At 67.7% G+C, this 20624-nt stretch carries 21 protein-coding genes, 1 other RNA gene and 1 pseudogene; 15 read left to right on the forward strand and 8 right to left on the reverse strand.

The window, feature by feature from the left end:
- Positions 1-105: 105 nt before the first annotated feature.
- The 3 genes and pseudogenes from AC1RT8_RS24440 to AC1RT8_RS24450 form a co-directional block, all read left to right on the forward strand.
- A complete protein-coding gene (locus tag AC1RT8_RS24440; protein WP_493079146.1) occupies positions 106-384 on the forward strand; it encodes a hypothetical protein in 279 nt (92 codons plus the stop codon).
- A gap of 45 nt (positions 385-429) precedes the next feature.
- Positions 430-711 (forward strand): SWIB/MDM2 domain-containing protein, encoded by a 282-nt coding sequence (locus AC1RT8_RS24445; RefSeq protein ID WP_493079194.1) that lies wholly within the window; start codon positions 430-432, stop codon positions 709-711.
- A 59-nt stretch (positions 712-770) separates the two neighbouring features.
- A pseudogene (locus tag AC1RT8_RS24450) lies at positions 771-1112 on the forward strand (prephenate dehydratase); the annotation flags it as partial.
- A gap of 28 nt (positions 1113-1140) precedes the next feature.
- Here AC1RT8_RS24450 and nudC read toward each other — a convergent pair.
- The 3 genes from nudC to AC1RT8_RS24465 are packed head-to-tail and all read right to left on the reverse strand — an operon-like array spanning position 1141 to position 4389.
- The gene (gene nudC, locus AC1RT8_RS24455) at positions 1141-2007 is read right to left on the reverse strand and encodes an NAD(+) diphosphatase (RefSeq protein ID WP_493079147.1); all 867 of its coding nucleotides are present in this window, start codon (positions 2005-2007) and stop codon (positions 1141-1143) included.
- Positions 2008-2017: 10 nt separating this feature from the next.
- Positions 2018-3388 carry a serine hydrolase domain-containing protein gene (locus AC1RT8_RS24460; RefSeq protein ID WP_493079149.1) on the reverse strand — a complete coding sequence of 457 codons (1371 nt, stop codon included), beginning with the start codon at positions 3386-3388 and terminating at the stop codon, positions 2018-2020.
- Complete coding sequence (locus tag AC1RT8_RS24465) at positions 3385-4389, reverse strand: A/G-specific adenine glycosylase (protein WP_493079196.1); 1005 nt, start codon at positions 4387-4389, stop codon at positions 3385-3387. Before AC1RT8_RS24465 ends, AC1RT8_RS24460 begins: the two co-directional genes overlap by 4 nt.
- Before the next feature lie 50 nt (positions 4390-4439).
- Between AC1RT8_RS24465 and AC1RT8_RS24470 the strand changes: the two genes are divergently transcribed.
- The 8 genes from AC1RT8_RS24470 to AC1RT8_RS24505 all read left to right on the forward strand — a co-directional run bounded on the left by AC1RT8_RS24470 (position 4440) and on the right by AC1RT8_RS24505 (position 14392).
- On the forward strand, positions 4440-4988 hold the full coding sequence (locus tag AC1RT8_RS24470) for a DUF721 domain-containing protein (protein WP_493079150.1): 549 nt from the start codon (positions 4440-4442) through the stop codon (positions 4986-4988).
- Positions 4988-5668, forward strand: a complete 681-nt coding sequence (locus AC1RT8_RS24475) for a thioredoxin domain-containing protein (protein ID WP_493079151.1) — start codon at positions 4988-4990, stop codon at positions 5666-5668. Before AC1RT8_RS24470 ends, AC1RT8_RS24475 begins: the two co-directional genes overlap by 1 nt.
- Positions 5669-5694: 26 nt before the next feature.
- The gene (locus AC1RT8_RS24480) at positions 5695-6444 is read left to right on the forward strand and encodes a thioredoxin domain-containing protein (RefSeq protein ID WP_493079152.1); all 750 of its coding nucleotides are present in this window, start codon (positions 5695-5697) and stop codon (positions 6442-6444) included.
- Positions 6445-6465: 21 nt separating this feature from the next.
- The gene (smc, locus tag AC1RT8_RS24485) at positions 6466-9867 is read left to right on the forward strand and encodes a chromosome segregation protein SMC (protein ID WP_493079154.1); all 3402 of its coding nucleotides are present in this window, start codon (positions 6466-6468) and stop codon (positions 9865-9867) included.
- A gap of 164 nt (positions 9868-10031) precedes the next feature.
- Positions 10032-10571, forward strand: coding sequence for a hypothetical protein (locus tag AC1RT8_RS24490; protein ID WP_493079156.1), 540 nt, complete (start codon positions 10032-10034; stop codon positions 10569-10571).
- 4 nt (positions 10572-10575) lie between these two features.
- Positions 10576-11928 (forward strand): peptide MFS transporter, encoded by a 1353-nt coding sequence (locus AC1RT8_RS24495; RefSeq protein ID WP_493079157.1) that lies wholly within the window; start codon positions 10576-10578, stop codon positions 11926-11928.
- A 16-nt stretch (positions 11929-11944) separates the two neighbouring features.
- Positions 11945-12124, forward strand: coding sequence for a DUF4169 family protein (locus tag AC1RT8_RS24500; protein WP_493079158.1), 180 nt, complete (start codon positions 11945-11947; stop codon positions 12122-12124).
- A 255-nt stretch (positions 12125-12379) separates the two neighbouring features.
- Positions 12380-14392: an AAA family ATPase gene (locus AC1RT8_RS24505; protein ID WP_493079159.1), complete on the forward strand. Its 2013-nt coding sequence runs from the start codon at positions 12380-12382 to the stop codon at positions 14390-14392.
- A 194-nt stretch (positions 14393-14586) separates the two neighbouring features.
- Here the strand turns inward: AC1RT8_RS24505 and AC1RT8_RS24510 are convergent, their stop codons facing one another.
- The gene (locus AC1RT8_RS24510; protein WP_493079160.1) at positions 14587-15756 is read right to left on the reverse strand and encodes a hypothetical protein; all 1170 of its coding nucleotides are present in this window, start codon (positions 15754-15756) and stop codon (positions 14587-14589) included.
- Positions 15757-15765: 9 nt separating this feature from the next.
- Positions 15766-16449 (reverse strand): helix-turn-helix domain-containing protein, encoded by a 684-nt coding sequence (locus tag AC1RT8_RS24515; protein WP_493079162.1) that lies wholly within the window; start codon positions 16447-16449, stop codon positions 15766-15768.
- 170 nt (positions 16450-16619) lie between these two features.
- Between AC1RT8_RS24515 and AC1RT8_RS24520 the strand changes: the two genes are divergently transcribed.
- The 3 genes from AC1RT8_RS24520 (at position 16620) to AC1RT8_RS24530 (ending at position 18648) form a co-directional block, all read left to right on the forward strand.
- The gene (locus AC1RT8_RS24520) at positions 16620-17567 is read left to right on the forward strand and encodes a LysR family transcriptional regulator (protein WP_493079164.1); all 948 of its coding nucleotides are present in this window, start codon (positions 16620-16622) and stop codon (positions 17565-17567) included.
- 112 nt (positions 17568-17679) lie between these two features.
- Positions 17680-18390: an SDR family NAD(P)-dependent oxidoreductase gene (locus AC1RT8_RS24525; RefSeq protein ID WP_493079166.1), complete on the forward strand. Its 711-nt coding sequence runs from the start codon at positions 17680-17682 to the stop codon at positions 18388-18390.
- Positions 18391-18414: 24 nt separating this feature from the next.
- Positions 18415-18648, forward strand: coding sequence for a tautomerase family protein (locus AC1RT8_RS24530; RefSeq protein ID WP_493079167.1), 234 nt, complete (start codon positions 18415-18417; stop codon positions 18646-18648).
- A gap of 118 nt (positions 18649-18766) precedes the next feature.
- Here AC1RT8_RS24530 and AC1RT8_RS24535 read toward each other — a convergent pair whose 3' ends face one another.
- The 3 genes from AC1RT8_RS24535 to ssrA all read right to left on the reverse strand — a co-directional run bounded on the left by AC1RT8_RS24535 (position 18767) and on the right by ssrA (position 20118).
- Positions 18767-19363 carry an alpha/beta hydrolase gene (locus AC1RT8_RS24535; protein WP_493079169.1) on the reverse strand — a complete coding sequence of 199 codons (597 nt, stop codon included), beginning with the start codon at positions 19361-19363 and terminating at the stop codon, positions 18767-18769.
- Between the two features lie 83 nt (positions 19364-19446).
- Positions 19447-19650, reverse strand: coding sequence for a hypothetical protein (locus AC1RT8_RS24540; RefSeq protein WP_493079171.1), 204 nt, complete (start codon positions 19648-19650; stop codon positions 19447-19449).
- Positions 19651-19770: 120 nt separating this feature from the next.
- Positions 19771-20118: a transfer-messenger RNA gene (gene ssrA / locus AC1RT8_RS24545) on the reverse strand.
- A gap of 41 nt (positions 20119-20159) precedes the next feature.
- Here ssrA and AC1RT8_RS24550 point away from each other — a divergent pair.
- Entirely contained in the window at positions 20160-20591 is a 432-nt protein-coding gene (locus AC1RT8_RS24550) for an RrF2 family transcriptional regulator (RefSeq protein WP_372855684.1), read from the forward strand.
- Positions 20592-20624: the final 33 nt, after the last annotated feature.

Below are 20624 nucleotides of genomic sequence, written 5' to 3' on the forward strand. Positions count from 1 at the left end.
CGCCGACAGCATCGGCGAAGCCCTCAAGCTACTTACCCCTTCTGCCCTCGACCGGTTTTATGAGTTCACGGCCTAGGCGGTATTGCGCTTTTCGCGGCGGCAGGGATGTTACTGGCAATGGGATGCGCGATGGTGGCGGCTCGTCCAACTGACTGGTTTTTTCCGGGCTCAACACCGTCAGACTGGAAAGATGACTTTGTTGCGAACAAGGGCGAAGTTCTTCGACTTCAGGAACTGCTCAACGACTACGATCTCCGGATTGCGAGTAACTTCATGACCATGAAACAAAATGGGATCTGGCTCATGATCGCGGCTTGCATAGCATTTGTAAGTTTGCTTCTTGCAGGATTGATGGTCGGAATCCATGTCTGGTGCGCGCGTTGACAACGCGTTAGTGTTCGGCAGGTTGGGCGATTGGAGTTTTGGGGCATGCCAAACAGTGACCGGCCGGGGACAAAAATTATAAAAACCGGCGGCATCCATGCGCCGGTGCAGCCGTCCCCCGAGCTGGGCGCGATCGTGGGCAACGACAAGCTGCCGCGCAGCCAGGTGATCAGCAAGGTGTGGGACTATATCAAGTCCAACAACTTGCAGAACCCGGCGAACAAGCGCGAGATCCTCGCCGACGAGAAGCTGAAGAAGGTGTTCGGTCGTGACAAGGTCACGATGTTCGAAATGAACAAGTACATCGCGCAGCACGTCAAGGCGTAAGCTCTTATCTAGATGCAGGTGAAGCCCCACGATGGGGCCTCTGATTGCTGCGCGACGGCATTGCCGATGCCGATCACAATACGACGCGCTTCCTCGTGCTGGCGCGCGCCGGCCATGCGCCGATCGGCGACGGGCCGTTCATGACGACGCTGATCTTCGAAGTGAAGAACGTGCCCGCCGCGCTCTACAAGGCGATGGGCGGCTTTGCGGCCAATGGCGTCAACATGACCAAGCTGGAAAGCTATCAGCGCGGCGGCACCTTCGCGGCGACCGAATTCTATGCCGATGTCGAGGGCAAGCCGGGCGACCCGGGGCTGGACAATGCGATCGCGGAGCTTGGCTTCCACTCGAAATGGGTGCGGGTGCTGGGGACGTACCGGCAGGCTCGGTCTAGGGGCTAGTTTTTCTTCGTCCCCGCGCCACGGAGGATTAGCTGTTCGCCCACTCCGTCAGCAGCGTGAACGCAATCGCATAAGGCGGCGGCGGCAGGAACGCGCCTTCGCCGCCGGCCAGCACCCTGAGCACTTCCTCGCGCGACACCCAGATCGCGTCTTCCAGCTCGTGCTTGTCGATCGTCAGCGCGTCGTCCTCGGCCATGCCGACACAGGCGATCATCAGCGATGACGGGAAGGGCCAGGGCTGGCTGGCGATGTAGCGCACGTCGGTCACGCGCACGCCGGCTTCCTCCATGATCTCGCGCGCGACGGCTTCCTCGATCGATTCGCCCGGCTCCAGGAAACCGGCCAGCGCCGAATAGCGGCCCGACGGCCAGGCGGGTTGCCGGCCGAGCAGCGCGCGGCCGTCATGTTCGGCGATCATGATCACCACCGGGTCGACGCGGGGGAAATGCTCGGCGTGGCAATGGGGGCATTTGCGGCCCCAGCCGGCACGGTAGATCTGGGTCTCGGTCGCGCAATTGGCGCAGAAGCGGTGGCGCGTGTGCCAGTCGAGCAGGCTGCGCGCCGCGGCATAGGTCGCGGCCTCGCCCGGCGCGATCCGGTCGAGCAGGCTGAACATGCGCATCGGGCGGCCGGCGGGCGGCTTCATGCCCGGGGTCAGCGCGGCGAAATGGGGCTTGCCGTTGTTGAGCCCGAGCAGCAGCAGGTCCGATCCCTCGGGCGCATCGGCCAGATTGGTCCAGACCAGCCGGCCTTCGCCGTCCAGCTCGGGCTCGAAATCGTTGAGCACGAGCAGCCGCGCGCGCCAGTCGCCCATGGCGGCGGCGAGCGCCTCCGGGTCCTGGCGAAGCGGATCGGCCCGGTCGAGCGTGCTGCCGGTGAAGCCTGGTGCGATCATTGGGTGGGACTCATTTGTAGCGGGCGAGATCGGTCATCAGCGCGGCGACGGCGTCCCTGCGCATCGACCATTGATCGGCGGGGAAGAAATTGACCATGATCGTGCCGCGCATCTTCCGGGTCGGATCGACCCAGGCGATCGTGCCGGCGGCGCCACCCCAGCCATAGGTGCCCTTGCCCGGGCCGCCGGGCTTGTCCGCGAGCGTGACCGATCCGCCGGCGCCATAGCCGCTCGGCGGCGCGGGGCCGGTGCCGTCCGGCATCGGGGTGTAGGTGACGCCCGGGGGCAGCAGGTTCGACATCATCAGCGCGGCCGTCTGCGGCTTCAGTATGCGCACGCCGTCGAGCGTGCCGCCATCCTGCAGCGCGTGGAGGAAGCGGTCGTAATCGCGCGCCGACATCACCAGTCCCGCGCCGCCATAGGGAAAGCTCGGCGGAGAGAGCCAGACCGAGCTGGCCGCGGGATCGATCGGCAGACGGGCCTTTTCGTCGATCCCCGACACGTCGAACGAGCGACCGGCCGAGAGCTGCTTCATCGCCTCGCGCTGGAAGATGTAATTGGTGGCGAAGCGGCCGACCTCGCTTTGCGGGACCGTCCAGTAGCTGGAGGTCATTTTCAGCGGATCGAAGATGCGTTTCTGCACGAAGGTGTCGAAGGGCATGCCGCCCGCCACCTCGATCACCCGGCCCATCACGTCGAGGCCGATCGAATAGCTCCATTTCGTGCCCGGGTCGGCGATCAGCGGGGCTTCGGCGACGCGGTTGGCAAAGGCTTCGAGCGAGGGCGGGCGGCTCTTGCGCGAGATCATTTCAAGCGGCCCGCTGAGTGCGCCCGGATTGAGCCCGAGCCGGTTATATTCGTCGAGCAGCGGGCCCTTGGTGACGATCGAATAGCCGAGGCCCGCGGTGTGCGTCAGCAGGTTGCGGATCGTGATCGGGCGGGCGGCCGGGCGGCTCTCCAGCGTATCGGGGCTGATCTGCACCCGCATCGTCCTGAAGGCGGGGATGAAGTCGCTGACCGGCTGGTCGAGCCTGATCTTGCCCTCCTCGATCAGGATCATCGCCGCCATGGCGGTGACCGGCTTGGTCATCGAATAGACGCGCCACAGGCTGTCGGGGCCGGCCGCGGCCGCAGTCGGATCGTCGGCGATCTTGCCGGCGCTGATGAAGACCGTCGGCAAATCGCCCATGCCGAACGCGCCGACGATGCCGGGCATCTTGCCGGTCGTGACATAGGAATCGAACAGGGCCTGAGTGGCGGGAAGGGCGGACTGGCTGGCCGGGGCGGCGCGCTGGGCCTGGGGGGCCGCCTCATAAGCGAAGGCCCCGCCGGCCAGGAGTGCGATCAATGCGCTGCCGGATACCAATGCCCGAAATCTCATTCCGCTCTCCTGATCGCGGCTGCTGCCTTGGCGAACACCGTCGGCAACCCTGCCGATTCGATATCGGCGATCGGCCACCATTCGCCGGCATTCGAATGCGCTTCGGCTCGCGCGACCGCAAGCGCGAGTTCGAGGCGGAAATGCGTGAAGACATGGACGACTGTCCCATCCCGCATCGTCCAGTCGGCGGCGATCGGCGGGTCTTCCAGGCCGGGTGGGGCCGAGGCCCAGGGACCGGTCGGGAGGGCGCGCATGCCGCCGAGCAGGCCCTTGGGCGGGCGGCGCACCAGCAGCACCTGGCCGTCGCGCTCGGCCCAGAAGATCGTGCCGTAGCGCTGCGGCTTGGCCGCCTTGACCTTCTTGTCCGGGAAAGACTCGGGGTCGCCCGAGGCGAAGGCTCGGCACGAGGGGGCGAGCGGGCAGATCAGGCAGCTGGGGTTGCGCGGCGTGCAGATCGCCGAGCCGAGATCCATCATCGCCTGGGCGAAATCGCCGGCGCGGGCGTCGGGCGTGATCGAGTCGGCGGCGGCGCGGACCTCGGGCATGGCGCCGGGCAGCGGCGCGGCGATCGCGAAGAGGCGGGCGACGACGCGGGCGACATTGGCGTCGACGACGACCGCGCGTTCGCCGAACGCGATCGCGGCGATGGCGGCGGCGGTATAGGCGCCGACGCCGGGCAGGGTGCGCAGGCCTTCTTCGGTGGCCGGGAAGTGTCCGCCGGCCGCGACGACGGCGCGGGCGCAGGCGATGAGGTTGCGGGCGCGGGCATAATAGCCGAGGCCCGCCCAGGCGGCCATCAGGTCGGCATCGCTCGCGCTCGCCAGCGACTCGACATCGGGCCAGCGCGCGACGAATTCCTCGAAGCGCGGTCGGACCGTGGCGACCGTGGTTTGCTGCAGCATGATCTCGGACAGCCACACCCGGTACGGGTCGGCGCGCGGCGCGCCGGGCGGGCTGCGCCACGGCAGACGGCGTGCGTTCAGGTCGTACCAGGCAAGCAGCAGATCAGCGATGTCGGAAGGAAGCTTGGCGGGCACGGCATCGCTATGGCATGGACAGGATAATGAGCAAGCGCGTCCCCGCTCCCAAGCCCGAACCGAAAGCGGAAAAGCCGCGCGGCGGCCGTGCGCGTGCGGTGTCCGAGCTGCTGCCCGATGTCGGGCGCGCCGCCTTCCGCAAGTTCGGCTTCGTGCAGAGCGCGATCGTCAGCCGCTGGCCGGAGATCGTCGGCAGCCGGTACGCCGGGGTCTCGGCGCCCGAATCGATCAAGTTCCCGCAGGGCGAACGGACGAACGGCACGCTCAACCTGGTCGTGCGCGGGGCGCATGCCACGATGATGCAGCATATCGCGCCGGAGATCATCGAGCGGGTCAATCGCTTCTTCGGCTATGGCGCGATTTCGCGGGTGAACATCCGCCAGGGCGATGTCGCCGCGCCGCGCCCGCGGGCCGCGCCGCCTTCGCTCAAACCCATCCCGGTCGAGCTCGGCGCGAGCCTGCGTACCATCGCCGACCCGGAATTGAAGGCGGTGCTCGAAGCGCTGGCGGCGGGTGTCGCCGCGACGCGTGGGGCGCCGGTGGTCGGTCAGCCGGAGGAATGATGAAGCACCTACGTATCCTGCTTCCCCTGATCGCGCTCCTGGGTTTCGGGTCGATCGCCCTGGCGCAGGGGCGCGACTGGCGGGCCACCGTCACCAAGTCGGTGAACGGCAGCTTTGTCGTCGGCAATCCCAAGGCGAAAGTGAAGCTGGTCGAATATGTCAGCTACACCTGCCCGCACTGCGCGCATTTCATCGCCGAATCGGGCGCGGTGCTGCGCGGCCAGATGGTGCGGTCCGGTTCGACCAGCGTGGAACTGCACAATGCGGTGCGCGACCGGCTCGATCTCACCGCCGCGCTGCTCGCGCGGTGCACGGGTCCGAAGGGCTTCTTCGCCACCACCGATGCGATCTTCGCGGCGCAGGACGATTGGGTACCGCGCGGATCGCGCTTCGAATCGGTCAACGCGGCGCGCATCTCGGCCTATCCCCGCCCAGCCCAGTTCCGCGCGCTTGCCGACGGGTCGGGGCTGAGCGACCTGATGCGCGGACGCGGCATGACCGACGCGACGATCGAGGCCTGCCTCGCCAATGAGGCCGAGCTGGCCGTGATCGTGAAGAACACCGATGCCGCCTGGGCGAAGATCCACGGCACGCCGGCGTTCGAGCTCAACGGCAAGACCGTCGACACCACCGAATGGGCCGTGCTGGAAAAGAGTCTGCGCGCGGTCGGCGCCAAGTGACCAAGATTTTTACAACGGAGAGTTCCATGAAATTCCGCATTGCCTATGCCGTCCTGCCGGCCCTGATCCTCGCCGGCTGCGGTTCGGGCGGGACCGGCGGCAACAGCAGCGCGCCCGCCGCGGCTCCCGTGGCGGCCGTTCCGGCGCCGGCCGGCAAGGCCTGGATCGACACCGTTGAGAAAACGCCCGAGGGCGGCTATCGCATGGGCAACCCCAATGCCGCGGTGAAGCTGATCGAATATGGCTCGCGCACCTGCCCGCATTGCGCGGCGTTCGATGCGGAGGGTTTCCCAGCGCTGAAGAGCGGCCCGATCGCCTCGGGCAAGCTCTCCTATGAGTTCCGCGATTTCCCGATCCATGCCGAGGCCGATATCGGCCCGATGCTGCTCGGCCACTGCGTCGAGCCCAACCAGTTCTTCCCGATGCTCGAGCAGATGATGATCTCGCAGCAGTCGCTGATCGGCAAGACGGACAAGATTCCCGAGGCCGATCAGGCCCGGCTGCAGAATGCGCCGCCGGCCCAGGTGGTGACCTATCTCGCGCAATTCTACGGCTATCTCGATTTCGTGAAGCAGCGCGGCGTGCCCGATGCGAAGGCGCGCCAGTGCCTCGCCGATCCGAAGATGCTGGAGGAGATCGCCAAGAACACCGACGCGGCGAACCAGCAATACAAGATCCAGGGCACCCCGACCTTCATCGTCAACGGCGATGTCGTGCCCGACGTGGCCGACTGGAAGTCACTCCAGCCGGCGCTGAAGACAGCGGGCGCGCTGTAACGACGGGGCAGGGGCAGCCCAGTGCAGATCAAGCGGCTCAGGCTGACAGGCTTCAAAAGCTTCGTCGATCCGGCCGACCTGCGCATCGAGCCCGGGCTGACCGGGATCGTCGGGCCGAACGGCTGCGGCAAATCGAACCTGCTCGAGGCGCTGCGCTGGACGATGGGCGAGACGTCGGCCCGGTCGCTGCGCGGCGCGGGCATGGACGATGTGATCTTCGCCGGCACCTCGACCCGGCCGGCGCGGGACTTTGCCGAAGTCTCGATCCTGACCGAGATCACCGGCGAGGAGACCGAGGTCGTTCGCCGGATCGAGCGCGGGGCGGGTTCCGCCTATCGGATCGACGGGCGCGACGTGCGGGCGAAGGACGTCGCCCTGATGTTTGCCGACGCGGCGACCGGGGCGCACAGCCCGGCGCTGGTCAGCCAGGGCAAGATCAGCGCGGTGATCGCCGCCAAGCCGGCCGAGCGCCGCGCGATGCTGGAGGAAGCGGCGGGCATCGCCGGCCTGCACGTTCGGCGCAAGGATGCCGAGCAGAAACTCCGCGCGACCGAGGCCAACCTGACCCGGCTCGACGAAGTGATTGCCGATCAGGACGCGCGCGCCGCCGCGCTGAAACGCCAGGCGCGCCAGGCCGAACGCTATCGCCAGTTGTCCGACCAGATCCGCGTGGCCGAGGCGCGGATGATTTTCGCCCGCTGGCGCGATGCGTCGTCGGCGGCGGACGCGGCCAAGGCGGAAGCCGCGTCGGCCGAGACGCGCGTTGCGGAAGCGGCCGAGGCGCAGCGTGGTGCTGCGGCCTATCAGAGCGAAGCGACCGAGAAGCTCGCGGCGGCTCGCGCCGAGGCGCAGGGCGCACGCGACCGGGCGAGTGATGCCGGCCACCGGCTCTCGGCGCTGCGCACCGAACATGCCGCTGCCGAGCGGCGCCTCGCCGAGTTGCGCGACAGCCGTACGCGGCTGACCGAGGACCGGGCGCGCGAAGGATCGCTCGCCAGTGATGCGGCGGAGGCGATTGCCCGGCTGGCCGACGAAGCGAAGGAACTGGAGTCGCGCATCGCCGAGGCGGCAACCCGCTCGCCCCAGCTCGACGCCGCGCTGGCCGAGGCCGAACGCGCCGCGCGCGATGCCGAGGTGGCACTGGCCCAGGCGCTGGCGGCGCAGGCGAGCGAGGCAGCCGATGCCCGCGTGGCCGAGGCGGCATTGGCTGCGGCGCGGACCCGGGCCGAGCGGAGCGAGCGCGATCTGGCCCGGGTGACGGCCGAGGCCAAGGCCTTGGGCGATCCCGCGCCATTGATCGCCGAGAAGAACAAGGCAGCGGAGACCCGCGCCCAGGCGCTGCGCCATGCCGAATCGGCGCGCACTGCGCTTGCCCGCGCCGATGCGAGCGAGCGCGAGGCGATCGGATCGCGCGACCGGGCGCAATCGGCCCGCGCGGGTGCTCATGCCGAATTGAGCGCGCTCGACAGCGAAGCGGCGGCACTGGCCAAGGCGACGCGGCGCGACGGCAAGGACCGGCTGCTCGACCAGCTCAGCGCGGAGCCGGGCTATGAACGCGCTTTGGCGGCGGCGCTGGGCGATGATCTCGAAGCCGGGCTGGATGCGAGCGCCGAACGTTTCTGGGCTGGAGCCGCGCCAGCGCCGGGCGATCCGTCCGGCCCGTCCGGCACCGTCGCGCTGGCGACTCACGTCGCCGCACCGGCGGCGCTCGCGCGGCGGCTGGCGCAAATATTCGTTGCCGACAGCGATGGCGGCCAGCCGCTCGCGGTCGGGCAGCGGCTGGTGACCATGGCCGGGCTGCTGCGGCGCTGGGACGGTTATGTCGCCAAGTCCGGCGGTGCTGAGGCGGCGGCGCGGCTCGAACGGATGAACCGGCTCCGCGCGATCGAGGCGGCACGGCCGGCGGCGGTGCGCGCGGTCGATGCCTGCGATGCCGAGCTGACCCGAATCGACGAAGCGATCGCCGAGGCACGGCGCGCCGCAGTCGATGCCCGGCGGCTGCTCGAAGGCGCCGAGACCAATGCCCGCGATGCTGCCCGCGCCGAGGATCGCGCGGCGGCCCAGATCGAACGGATCGAGGCACAGCGTGCCGATCTCGACACGCGCCGCCAGCGCATTGTCGCCGAGAATGAGGAAGCGCAGGGCGAAGTGAAGCGCGCGGCGGAAGTGAAGGCGGGGCTCCCCGACGGCAGCGCAACGCGCGAACGGGTGTCGATCCTATCGGGCGAGGCCGAGGCGAAGCGTACGACCGTCGCCACTGCCCGCGCCGACCGCGGTGCGCTTGAACGCGCGATCGGGCAGGATCGCGAGCGGCTGGCGGCGGGCAATGCAGAGAGCAAGGGCTGGAAGAATCGCGCGGGCGAAGCGGCACGGCGCATCGCCGAGATGGACAAGCGCGATGCCGATCTGGCGGCCGAAGCGGAGACGCTGGCCGGCAAGCCCGCCGAGCTTGCCGCCGATATCGCCGGGCTTGAGCAGGCGCATGGCACGCTGCGGGCTGAAGCCGAGACCGCCATGGCCGCCGAGCGCGAAGCCGAGGTGGCGTTGCGCCTGACCGAGGAAGCCGCCCGCGCCGCGGCCGAGACCCTGGCGGAAGCGCGCGAGGCGCGGGCCGGTGCGGCGGCGCGGGCGGACAATCAGGAAGCGCGGCGAATCGAGATGAACCGGCTGGCGGGCGAGCGTTTCCACTGCCCCTCGGTGCTGTTGCCCGAACGAGTCGGATTCGAGCCGGACAAGGTCGGCCAGCCCCAGGACGAATCGACCGCGCATGACAAGCTGCTGATCGATCGCGAGCGGATCGGCCCGGTCAATCTCGTCGCGGAAACCGAGCTGGCCGAGCTTGAGGCGGCGAGCGTCGGCAACGCGACCGAGCGCGAGGAGCTGGGGCTTGCGGTCAACCGCCTGCGCGGATCGATCGGTACGTTGAACCGCGAGGGGCGGCAGCGCCTGCTTGCCGCGTTCGAAGCCGTCGACGGCCATTTCCGCCGGCTGTTCACGACGCTGTTCAACGGTGGGCAGGCGCATCTCGAACTGGTCGATTCGGACGATCCGCTCGAAGCGGGTCTCGAGATCATGGCACAGCCGCCGGGCAAGAAGCTCCAGTCGCTCACCCTGCTCTCGGGCGGCGAGCAGGCGCTGACCGCAGTCGCGCTGATCTTCGGCCTGTTCCTGACCAACCCGGCGCCGATCTGCGTGCTCGACGAAGTCGACGCGCCGCTGGACGATGCGAATATCGAACGCTTCTGCGACCTGCTCGACGCAATGACGCAGGAAACCGCGACGCGTTACCTGATCGTCACCCACAACGCCGTGACGATGAGCCGCATGCACCGGCTGTTCGGCGTGACGATGATCGAACAGGGGGTCAGCCGGCTGGTATCGGTGGACCTGGGCGGCGCGGAATCATTGCTGGCAGCGGAGTGATCTAATCTCCCTCTCCTTCCAGGAGAGGGAAGGGGCCCATCGCAAAGCGATGGGAAGGGTGAGGTTGACATCACTCAGGCCCCGCACTCAACCTCACCCCGCGCTGCTTCGCAGCTTGCCCCTCTCCTGGAAGGAGAGGGGAGGAATGGCCGGAGCAAATGCCGATGCGCACCCTTCTCACCCTCCTCGCTGCGCTGCTCCTCTCCGGCTGCTGGTGGGAAGGCCCGGTCTTCTACCCGCCCGATCCAGCGGCCGAACAGCCGCTCCAGCCCGGGCTCTACGAGGTCACCGATTCCGATGGAAAGGTCGAGCGGACCCGCATCGTCCGCGCACCCGATGGAAGCCTGGTTCCGGGGCCGGAGGAGCGGAAGAAGGACAACAGCAAGCTGTTCTTCGTCCGCTTGCTCATGCCCGGCCGCGACCTGTGGATCAGCGAGATGATCTCGACCGATCCAGCCAAGGCCGGCGCGGCCTATGGTCTGGTCGAACCGCGCGGCGACACCATCACGCATAATATCGTGATCGACTGCGACAGCACCGCCGACCTGGTCCGCGCCGCCGGCGGCGTGGTCGAGGACAAGGAAGGCGCGAACCTGACCTGCCGTTTCAACGATGCAGCCTCGCTCGAACGGGCGTTGCGCGCCTATGCGGCGGAGCATCCTGTGCTCGATCAGGAACTCGGCTTGAAGCGCGTCGGAGACTGACTGAATGACCGTACGGACCGACGACACCGCCTTCCTCGGTCATCCGAGGGGCCTCGCCTATCTCGCCTTTACCGAAGCATGGGAGCGCTTCTCCTATTACGGCATGACCGCATTGCTCGCGCTCTACATGGTGCAGCAGCTGCTCACGCCCGGCCATGCGGAAAATGTCCTCGGCCTCGGCGCGTTGCGCCACCTGCTGGAGTGGCATGGCCCGATCAGCAACCAGGCCTTCGCGTCGCTGATCTTCGGCTGGTATTCCGGCCTCGTCTATTTCACCCCGATTCTTGGCGGCATGCTCGCCGACCGGCTGCTCGGCACCAGGGCGACCGTCGTGCTGGGCGCGGTGCTGATGAGCGCCGGGCATATCGCCATGGCGTTCGACGCGAGCTTCCTGATCGCGCTCGCGCTGCTGATCGCCGGTTCGGGCTGCCTGAAGGGCAATATCTCCGCGCAGATCGGCCAACTCTATGCGCCCGAGGAGGAATCGCGGCGGACTCAAGGCTACACGATCTTTTCCGCGGGCATCAATATCGGCGCGGTCGGCGGGCCGCTGGTGTGCGGCGGGCTCGCCGCGGCCTATGGCTGGCATGTCGGCTTCGGCGCAGCCGGCGTACTGATGATCGTCGCGCTGATCACCTATCTGGCGGGCCAGCAGCACATTCCCGGCGGGCGGACGCGCACGGAACACATCGTCTATCCGCCGCTCACCCATGCGGAATATGTGCGCACCTGGCTGCTGATCGCGATGATCCTGCTCACCGTCCTGCCCAACATCGCTTTTCCGATGATCTGGAACATCGGCATCGTCTGGATCGACGGGCATGTCGATCTCGCCACGCCGTTCGGCACGGTACCGGCGAGCTGGTTCAACTCGGTCAATGCCTTTGCCAGCGTCATCGCCGTGCCGCCGCTCGTCGCCTTGTGGCGTTGGCAGGCCGCGCGCGGGCGGGAGCCGGGCGACGTCGCCAAGATCGGCATCGGCGCTGGCCTGACCGGTCTGTCGGCCGGGATCTTCGCGATCGGATGCCTGCTGGCCGGTCCGGATGGCCGCGTGCCGGTCTATTGGGCGCTGCTCGGCTATGTCGGCATGGGTGTCGCCTTCCTCTATTACTGGCCGGTGCTGCTGGCGCTGATCTCCCAGGCGGCCCCGCCCCGGGTGAACGCCACGCTGATGGGTGGCGCCTTCCTGTCCTTCTTCATCGGCAGCGTGATGATGGGCTGGATCGGCAGCTTCTACGACCAGATGAGTCCCGCCGCCTTCTGGGCGCTCGACGCGGCGATCGGGCTGGCCGGCGGATTGATCGTGCTGCTGATCGCCCGGCCGCTCACCCGGGCGCTGGCGCCGCCCGCCGCCTGACTGCTATCACCAGCGCATGGCCGAGATCATCAACCTCCGCACCGCCCGCAAGGCCCGCGCCCGCGCCGACAAGGACGCAGCGGCTTCCGCCAATCGCCGGCTGTTCGGACAGACCAAAGACGAGAAACGGATGGCGCGCGAGGAACAGACGCGCATCGACCGCACCCTGGACGGGGCGAAGCGCGACCCCGAGTGAGCCCGCGCAATTGGTCGCATCCGTTACGATCTTGACGAAACCCGCGCACGCGCCTAGTGCGCCACCCGCCCCAATATCGGGGTGCAGGAAGGCTGACATGTTCGCCACGGCAATCATATTCGGGCTTGAACCCGCCGCCGTCCGGACCTCGCCGAAGCGCTAGTCGCGCCCGGCCGGGTCGTTGGACCCGGCATGTTCAAATCCCAAAACTTAAGGTTCGCAAGCCGGCGCCACGCGTCCGTTTGCGGCACATGGATGAGACACATGGGCACGACGGTGACGTCGCGGCGCCTGGCGATGATGCTGCGCGCGACTTTGACGAAGGATGGGCGGGCCGGTCAGGCGCTGCTCGCATGGGTGGAAGAGCATAAGTCGGTCTTCTGGCCGGCGCCGAAGCCGCGCGTGAAGGACGCGCCCAGGGAAGGCGGGCGCAAGATCAGCTGGTCGAAGCTGTCGACGATGCTCGCCGACATGGCGGAGGACCCGCTGCCGCCCGACCTGGCGGAGGCGGCGGAAAATATCGCGACTGTGCTCAGCCTGAGCGACCAGGATCGGTCAGTGCTGGAGGCAGGGCTCGCGCTCTCCTTCCATCCCCGTATCGCCCGGCTGCGCTGGGCGCTGGAGATGGCGCATGAGGATATGGCGCGCATCGCCGGCATGCTGGCGGGCGCCGACGCGGTCCATGCCGGTACCGTCGCGCGCAACAGCATGGCGGTGCAGCTCGGCCTGTTCGAGGTGGACATGGCGCATGGCGGCGGCGTGTCGTTCGATGCGAGCTGGTGGTTCGAGAGCCTGCTCGCGCGCGGCGGGCATGATCCCGAGCGGCTGATCGAGGCGCTGGCAGGCAAGCGCCAGGTCTCGATGCTCTCGCTCGGCGATTTTCCGGCGATGCAGGGCGATGTCGATTTCGTCGCGCGGCTGCTCGCCGGCGCGGTGGAGACGCGCGCGCCCGGCATCAACGTGCTGCTCCACGGGGCCCCGGGCGTCGGCAAGACCGAACTGGCGCGCGCGCTCGCCGCGCATGTCGGCGCGGCCTTGTTCGCGGTGGGCGAGGCCGACAGCGACGGTACCGAGCCGCGCCGGCACGAGCGCGTCGCGGCGCTGCTCCGTGCGCAACGGGCGCTCCAGCGCGACGAGCGTGCGTTGCTGCTGTTCGACGAGCTGGAGGATCTGATCGGCGATGCGAACAAGGTCGATGGCGGCAAGCGCTTCGCCAATCGCGCGGGGTCGAAGATCTTCGTCAACCGCATGCTGGAGACGAACGGCGTGCCGATCATCTGGACCAGCAATGCGATCGACAATGTCGATTCCGCGTATCTGCGCCGGATGAGCTTCGTGCTGAAGCTCGATCATCCGCGCGGGAGCGAACGCGACCGGGTGCTGGCGCGCATGGCAGCGATGGAGGAATGCGCGATCGGCGAGGACCTGACCATGCTCGCGCGGCAGGCGCCCGAAACGCCCAGTGTGGCGCGCGTCGCGATGCGCGCCGCGCGGATCGCCGGCGCTGCCGCGGGCGATGATGAGCGCGTCGCGCGGGCGCTGGTCGGCTCGCTGCGAGGCCAGGCGGTGACCCTGGCCGAAGCGGCGGGGAAGGTCGATCTGTCGCTGTTCGAATGCGACATGCCTGTCGCCGGGCTGGTCGAGCGGCTGACGCGGCCGGGCGCGGCGCTGGCCTTTTCGGTGCTGCTGGCGGGGCCGCCGGGCACGGGCAAGACCCAGCTCGCGGGCGAGGTGGCGGAACGGCTCGGCCGGCCGCTCGCGACCCGGCGCGCGTCCGATCTGTTGTCGAAATGGGTCGGCGAGACCGAGGCGAACATCGCGGCTGCCTTTCGCGAGGCGGCGGCGGAAGGCAGCGTGCTGTTCTTCGACGAAGCGGATTCGCTGCTGTTCGACCGGAAGACCGCGCGGGTGAGCTGGGAGGTGACTCAGGTCAACGAGCTGCTCACCTGGCTCGACCGCCATCCCCTGCCCGTGTTCGCCGCGACCAACGATCAGGCACGGCTCGATCCGGCGGCGCTCCGGCGCTTCACCTTCAAGCTCGCATTGCAGCCCTTGTCGGCGGCATCGGCGGCGCGCGCGTTCGAGCGTTTCTTCGGTTGCGCGGCGCCTGCCGGTCTCGCGCGGCTGAGCGCGCTGACGCCCGGCGACTTCGCCGTCGTCGCGCGGCAGGTGAAGGTCACCGGACCGCTTCCTGTGGGCGAGCTGCTTGCCCGGCTCGAGGCGGAACTGGCGGTGAAGCCAGGCGGGATGGCGACGATCGGCTTTTGAGGGGCGGTCCGCTCAGAAGGATCGACATTCATGGGACTATTCTTCCTCTCCAGTCGGAGTTGGTGAGGGGCTCCGGGAGTTCTCGATAGCTCCGGAGCCCCTCACCAACTTCGCCTAATTCGCTGCGCTCATAAGGCTTCGTATCCTCTCCCACTGGAGAGGAAAAGGGTCGCACATATCGAATGTCGATCCGCCTAGCCCTTGGGCTCCGGAGGCAAAGGCCAGAGCGCGTCGACCGGCCGCTCCAGCACGCGTGCGGCGACGGGATGGAAGGCGGCGGGCGCCAGCCGCCCTTTCGCCGCGGCGTCGGCGAGCCATTGCTCGATCGATCCGCCGGTCCGGATCCAGCGATCCTGTCGCAGCAGCCCGTAAAAGCCCGCCGCCAGCACATGCATGCCGTCATCCGACCGGTACCAGCGATCGGCGGGATTGCGCGCAACGCCGAGCGCCTCGCTGATCAACTGGTCGAGCGCCTGGACGAGATCCTCGTTCAGCATGCCTTCCAGGCTGGTGTAGCCCCAGCGCGGATCATGCTCGCGGACGATCTTCGTGATCAGCGGGTCGCGCCCGAAGATCGCGAGCGCAGCGGTGGCGGCCGGGCCGTCCATCTTGACCGGCGGGTGAAGCATCTCGTGCGCGGCGATGCGCACCGTGGTGGCAGTGTCGTATTCGGCCGATTGCAGGAACATCTGGCCCTGCACCTTGATGCCGTGCGGCTTGCAGAATTGCAGCAGGACGATCTGGATCTCGGGGTCGAAGGTCCGGCCGGTCAGCTTTTCCTGCAGGGAGATCACGTCGAAATCCTTCAGCGCGCGCGAGACCTCGCCGATCCGCGCGTCGAGCCCGGGGCCCATTCGCGCGGCGCGGAAGGCGGCGAACCCGGCCGTGCGCATTGCGCTGAAGATCGCGTCGAGCCGCGGCGCCGCTGCCTCGAACCACGCCCAGTCCTTCGCGTCCCAATAGGGGCTGGCCTTGTAGCTCGGCAGGATCAGCGTGCTGCGTCCGCGGAGTGCGGTCAGCAGCGTATCGATCGTCGCGTCATTGCCGTTGGCGGAGAACAACACGGACAGGGTCGGGCCGAGCAGCCCGAAACCGGCTGTCCCGGCTTCCTCCCACAGCCTGGGGATGTCGCTCCGCACCGCTTCAGGCAGCTTCGGCGCGAAGGCGGCGACATCCTCCCCATAGATGTCGGTATAGAGCTTGGTGCCCGACAGCGGGCCGAGAAAGGCGATCGCGTCGAACCCTTCGGAGGATCGCACCGTCCATTTCGTGCGGTTGATCCTGGCCTGGCCCAGGGCTGGCGGGGTGACGGTCGAGGCGAGCAGCGCCGCAAGGGCGCCGGCGATGAAGGAGCGGCGATGCATCTTCCCTGGCTAGCGGGGTTGGTCCGAGGCCGCTTGTACGGACTTGACCCTCAGTCGGTTCGGCGTACTCCCGGTCAGCGCGACCATGGCATGAGTCAGGTGCGCCTGGTCGGCAAACCCGGTCTCGGCGGCGAGCGATGCGATCGACCCGTGCCAGCCGGGCAGCAGGCGTACGGCGCGCAAGGTGCGTTGCTCCAGCCGATAGCGCTTCGGGCTCGTCCCGTAAGCGCGCCGGAAGCCCCGGCTGAGCGATTCGGGCGCCAGCCCCAGGCCGTCGGCCCAGTCGGCGAGATGGCGGTCGGGCTCCTCCGCCAGCGCAGCTGCCAGCAGGTCCGGCCAGTCGTTCAGCCGCGCCGGCGATGGCTGGAACATGTCGCGCAGCAACGTGGCTGCGCCGTGCGGATCGCGCTCTGCGAGCCGCGCCACTGCGTCGGGGTCGTCGACCGCGCCCATCGCCGCATCGATGCCCGGCCCGAGCAACGGCAGGTTCAGTACGCTGGCGCCTGCGCGATCGAATCTATCCTGATGCGATTCATGCGCGCCGTGGATCACCGCATGGCCGACCCCGACCCGCACCCGGCCGCGATCCCCTGCCTCGACATAGCCGCCCGCCAGCACCAGTGCGACATAGCCCTCGGCATGGCGGTGCCGCGGCATATGCTCGAACGCGCCGTGACGGGTGACACCGGTCATTGAGGAGTCCTTCGATGGCGTGCGTGGGCCTTAGCATGGGGTCCCGGCCGCCAAAACGGCAGGCGCTCGAACGGCATGGATTACCGGCCGGACGCACGACCACTCCTTGTCTGGTTGGACGGAATATCCGACCATGGCGCTCCATTATTCCGCCAACCGGAAGGATCGGCATGGATCGCATCGATGCGATGAAGGTCTTCGTCGCCGCGCTCGAAGAGGGCAGCCTTGCCGGTGCCGGCCGCCGGCTCGGGCGGTCGCCCGCTGCCGTCAGCCGCGCGATCGCTTTTCTCGAGAACCATGTCGGCGCCGAACTGCTGCATCGGACCACGCGCTCGATGAAGCTCAGCGAAGCAGGCGAGCGCTATGCCGCGGCCTGCCGGCGCGTGCTGACCGATCTCGAAGAGGCGGACCTGAGCGTCGCCGACGAACGCGCCGCCCCGCGCGGCATGCTCACGGTGTCGGCGCCGCCGATCAGCGGCGAGGAGATATTGCGTCCGATCGTCGATGCCTATCTGGAGGCCTATCCGGCGGTGTCGGTGAACCTCGTCCTGCTCGATCGCCACGCCAATCTGGTCGAGGAGGGGATCGATATCGCGCTCCGCGTCGGCGAGCTGCCCGATTCGTCGATGATCGCTGTGCGCATCGGCGGCGACGTCAAACGCGTGATCGTCGCCGCGCCGCGCTATCTTGCCGCCAACCCCCGGATTGCCGAGCCAGGCGACCTGGCCCGCCACCGGATCGTCACCACCACCCATTTCGGTCAGGATTCCTGGGTCTTCCCGCCGGCCGCCGGCAGTTCGGTCCCGCGCTCGATCCATTTCAGGCCCCGGCTGGTGGTCAACAGCGTGCGCGCCGCGCTCGCCTCGGCGGTCCAGGGTCTCGGGGTGACGCGGCTCTACACCTATCACGTCGCCGAACAGGTCCAGCAGGGCGCGCTCCGCATCATCCTGCGCGATGCCGAGCCGCCGGCCCTCCCCGTCCATCTGCTTACCCCGCACGGCCGTACCTCGGTGCCGAAGGTCCGCGCCTTCATGGATTTCGCCACCCCGCGCCTCCGCGCCGAATTCGCCCGCCTGTCGGCCCAGGCCGGGGCCTTGGCGGCCAATTCTTCCGTCTAGCGGAAGAGTATCCACCGAACAGCGAATATTCTGCCGGATATCGCGCGGCCCTAAATGATGCCCACCGGCGGCACCCCGCCAGCCGGAGCATCATTTCGAGGCCCATTTTCCCATGAACGAAGAACAGAAAGTCGCCGTCATCACCGGCGCATCGCAGGGTATCGGCGCCGCGCTGGTCAAGGCCTATCGCGACCGCAACTACCGCGTCATCGCCACGTCGCGCTCGATCGAGCAGGGCAATGATCCCGACATCGTCGCTGTCGCCGGCGATGTGGGCGATCCCGCCACTGCAAAGCGCGTGGTGACGGAGGCGCTGTCGCGCTTCGGCCGCGTCGACACGCTGATCAACAATGCCGGCATCTTCATCGCCAAACCCTTCACCGATTACACGGCCGAGGATTTCGCAGGGAAGGTCGCGACCAACCTGGCCGGCTTCTTCCATGTCACCCAGGCAGTGGCTGCCGAGATGCTGAAGCAGGGCAGTGGGCATATCGTCAGCATCACCACCAGCCTGACCGACAACCCCATTGCCGGCGTGCCGACCGCGCTCGCCAATCTCACCAAGGGCGGGATCAACTCCGCGACCAAGGAACTGGCGATCGAATATGCCCAGCAGGGCATCCGCGTGAACGCGGTCTCGCCGGGCGTGATCAGGACGCCGATGCACGCGCCGGAGTCGCTCGACTTCCTTGCCGGCCTTCATCCGGTGAAGCGGCTGGGCGAGATCCGCGATGTGGTCGACGCCGTGCTCTACCTCGAATCCGCCGGCTTCGTGACGGGCGAGATCCTGCACGTCGATGGCGGCCAGAGCGCCGGTCACTAAGGTTCAACACAAGGAGAAGTCACCATGCCGATCGTCACCATCCAGATCACGCGTGAGGGGACCGGCCCCGGCCGTGACTCCGTCACCGCCGAGGAAAAGGCCGCCCTCATCGCCGGCGCCAGCCAACTTCTGCTCGATGTCCTCCACAAGCCGGTCGAGTGGACCTTCGTCGTGATCGAGGAAGTCGATACCGAAAATTGGGGCTGGGGCGGCTTGCCGGCCCTGGAATATCGCAAGCGCCTGGCGACCGGCGGCTGACCCGACCATAAGAACGAAAACGCAGTTGGATGAATTGCCGTCACTGCCTCTCGACCAGGGCCCATGAAGGTGTCACCTTCATGGGCCCTGGGGGAAAGCCGCCGATCATGGCAATCGGCTAACGAATGCTTTCGAGCCGCGCTGCCACCGTCGTGTCGATTGCCGTGCCGGTGCCACTGGTCGCCCCGGCATCGAACAGGCCAAGCAACTGCAACAGCCGGTCCTCGGCCGCCGTCCCACCGCCGCGCCGGTTGCTCGGGTGAGATCCCGGTACCGCGCCTGCATCGACGAAACGGCTGCCCCAGTTATCGGCCAGCGCCAGCACCTGCTCGATCATCGATGACGGGTCGCTCGCGACGACGGAGGGGAAGGGCAATTTGGTCGCTGGGCTCACCCGCGCCTTGGCCGCGATCGCCGCCTGGCCGAAGCCGATGCTCAGCGGCGACAGGAACACCGCCCCCCGGATATGCGTGAGATAGCTGCGCGGCGAGAGCTGCGCCCACCACGCCACGGCCAGGCAGGCCACGCCCTGGGCAAGCAGGACGATCGGCTCGCGCGATCGGGTCATCGCCGTGTCGAGCTGCTGTGCCCAGCGGCCGCTATGGAATTTCGACAGGTCGAGCTCGATCTTTTGCACGGGCAGCGAGAGCGCGGGATCGCCGCGCGCCACGATCAGGATTGGAAGTGGACGGTCGGCGGACGAATCAAAATCCATGACAGCTCTCCCGTGAACGGGCGTAGCCGTGGCCGCCTTTTTGAGCGTGCCGACTCGACTGCGCCCCCGCCACAAAGCTATTCCTACTGGCCGGGTGGGCAATAGGCTTGCGCCAGAATGAAGGCAGCTTGAGCCGAGCCGTAGGGAGTCCGATGGCGCGCCGCGTTGAGGGCGAGTCGGAATCGAAACGACCACCGCTCTGACTGGTTCGGGTGGAGAACCACAGGAGCAATCAAGTGGTCGACGCCGGTAGCTCCGTCGATCTCGCGGCAGATCATGATCGCCACCGCAAGCCATTGGAACAGCTTGGCAATGCGTCCGCTGCGATGCCTCAGTCCGGAAGGGGAGGGGCTCAAGAAAAGAGGAGAAGTGGGGAGCTTCTGTTGCTCGGTGCTCCCCGTACCGCCGGTGTCCGCTTCTGTTGCCCGGTGCGGCCCGAACCGCGCTTTCGTCCTTAGTAAACTAGACCGTTAGGTCCGGTTTACGCGGCAATCGCGAGTGCTTCGTTATCGTTAGCACTTGTGGTTTTGAGCCTTTTACAGGTTACTCAGCCCGGGCAAAAACAGCGCTTTTCAATACACGTCGATCCTGGTTCGACCCCGTCATGACCGGTCCGTAAAGGGCCGGTTGTGGTGGAGTCGCCGGGTACTGCCCCCGGGTCCGCTGCATCTATTGTACGCCGCAATTTATCACCATAGCCGACGGCGAACCGGCGGCACGCCCAATATAGGCGTTGTAAACATAATGAAAAGACCGCCTTTCGCTCGCCACAATATGAGTCCATATCGGACACGCTATGTTGACACAGCGTTCCCGTTACGCGCTCCGCGCGATGATCTTTCTGGCTGAGGCGCCCGCGGGCGGTCCCCCCATCCCGATGAACCGGATTGCTGCCGAGGCGAATGTCCCGCGCAAGTTCCTGGAGCTGATCCTGGCCGATCTGCGCGAGGCGGGTTTCCTGCACAGCCACCGCGGCAAGATGGGCGGTTACTGCCTGTCGCGTCCGACTCACCTCATTTCGCTCGGCGAGATCATCCGAGTGATCGAAGGGCCGCTTGCGCTGGTCCCCTGCGTCAGCCGTACGGCCTATCGCCCCTGCCGTGATTGCAAGGACGAGGCGAGTTGCGCCATCCGTCATGCGATGGCCCGTGTGCGCGACGAGACCGCGCGAATCCTCGACGGCACCAGCCTGGCCGATTCCCGCGCCGAGGACCTCGCCGCGGCATAAACCCTTCCCTCTCCCGCTAAGGGGAGAGGGCGT

It is taken from the genome of Sphingomonas sp. GW821-FHT10F11 (genome assembly GCF_058809095.1).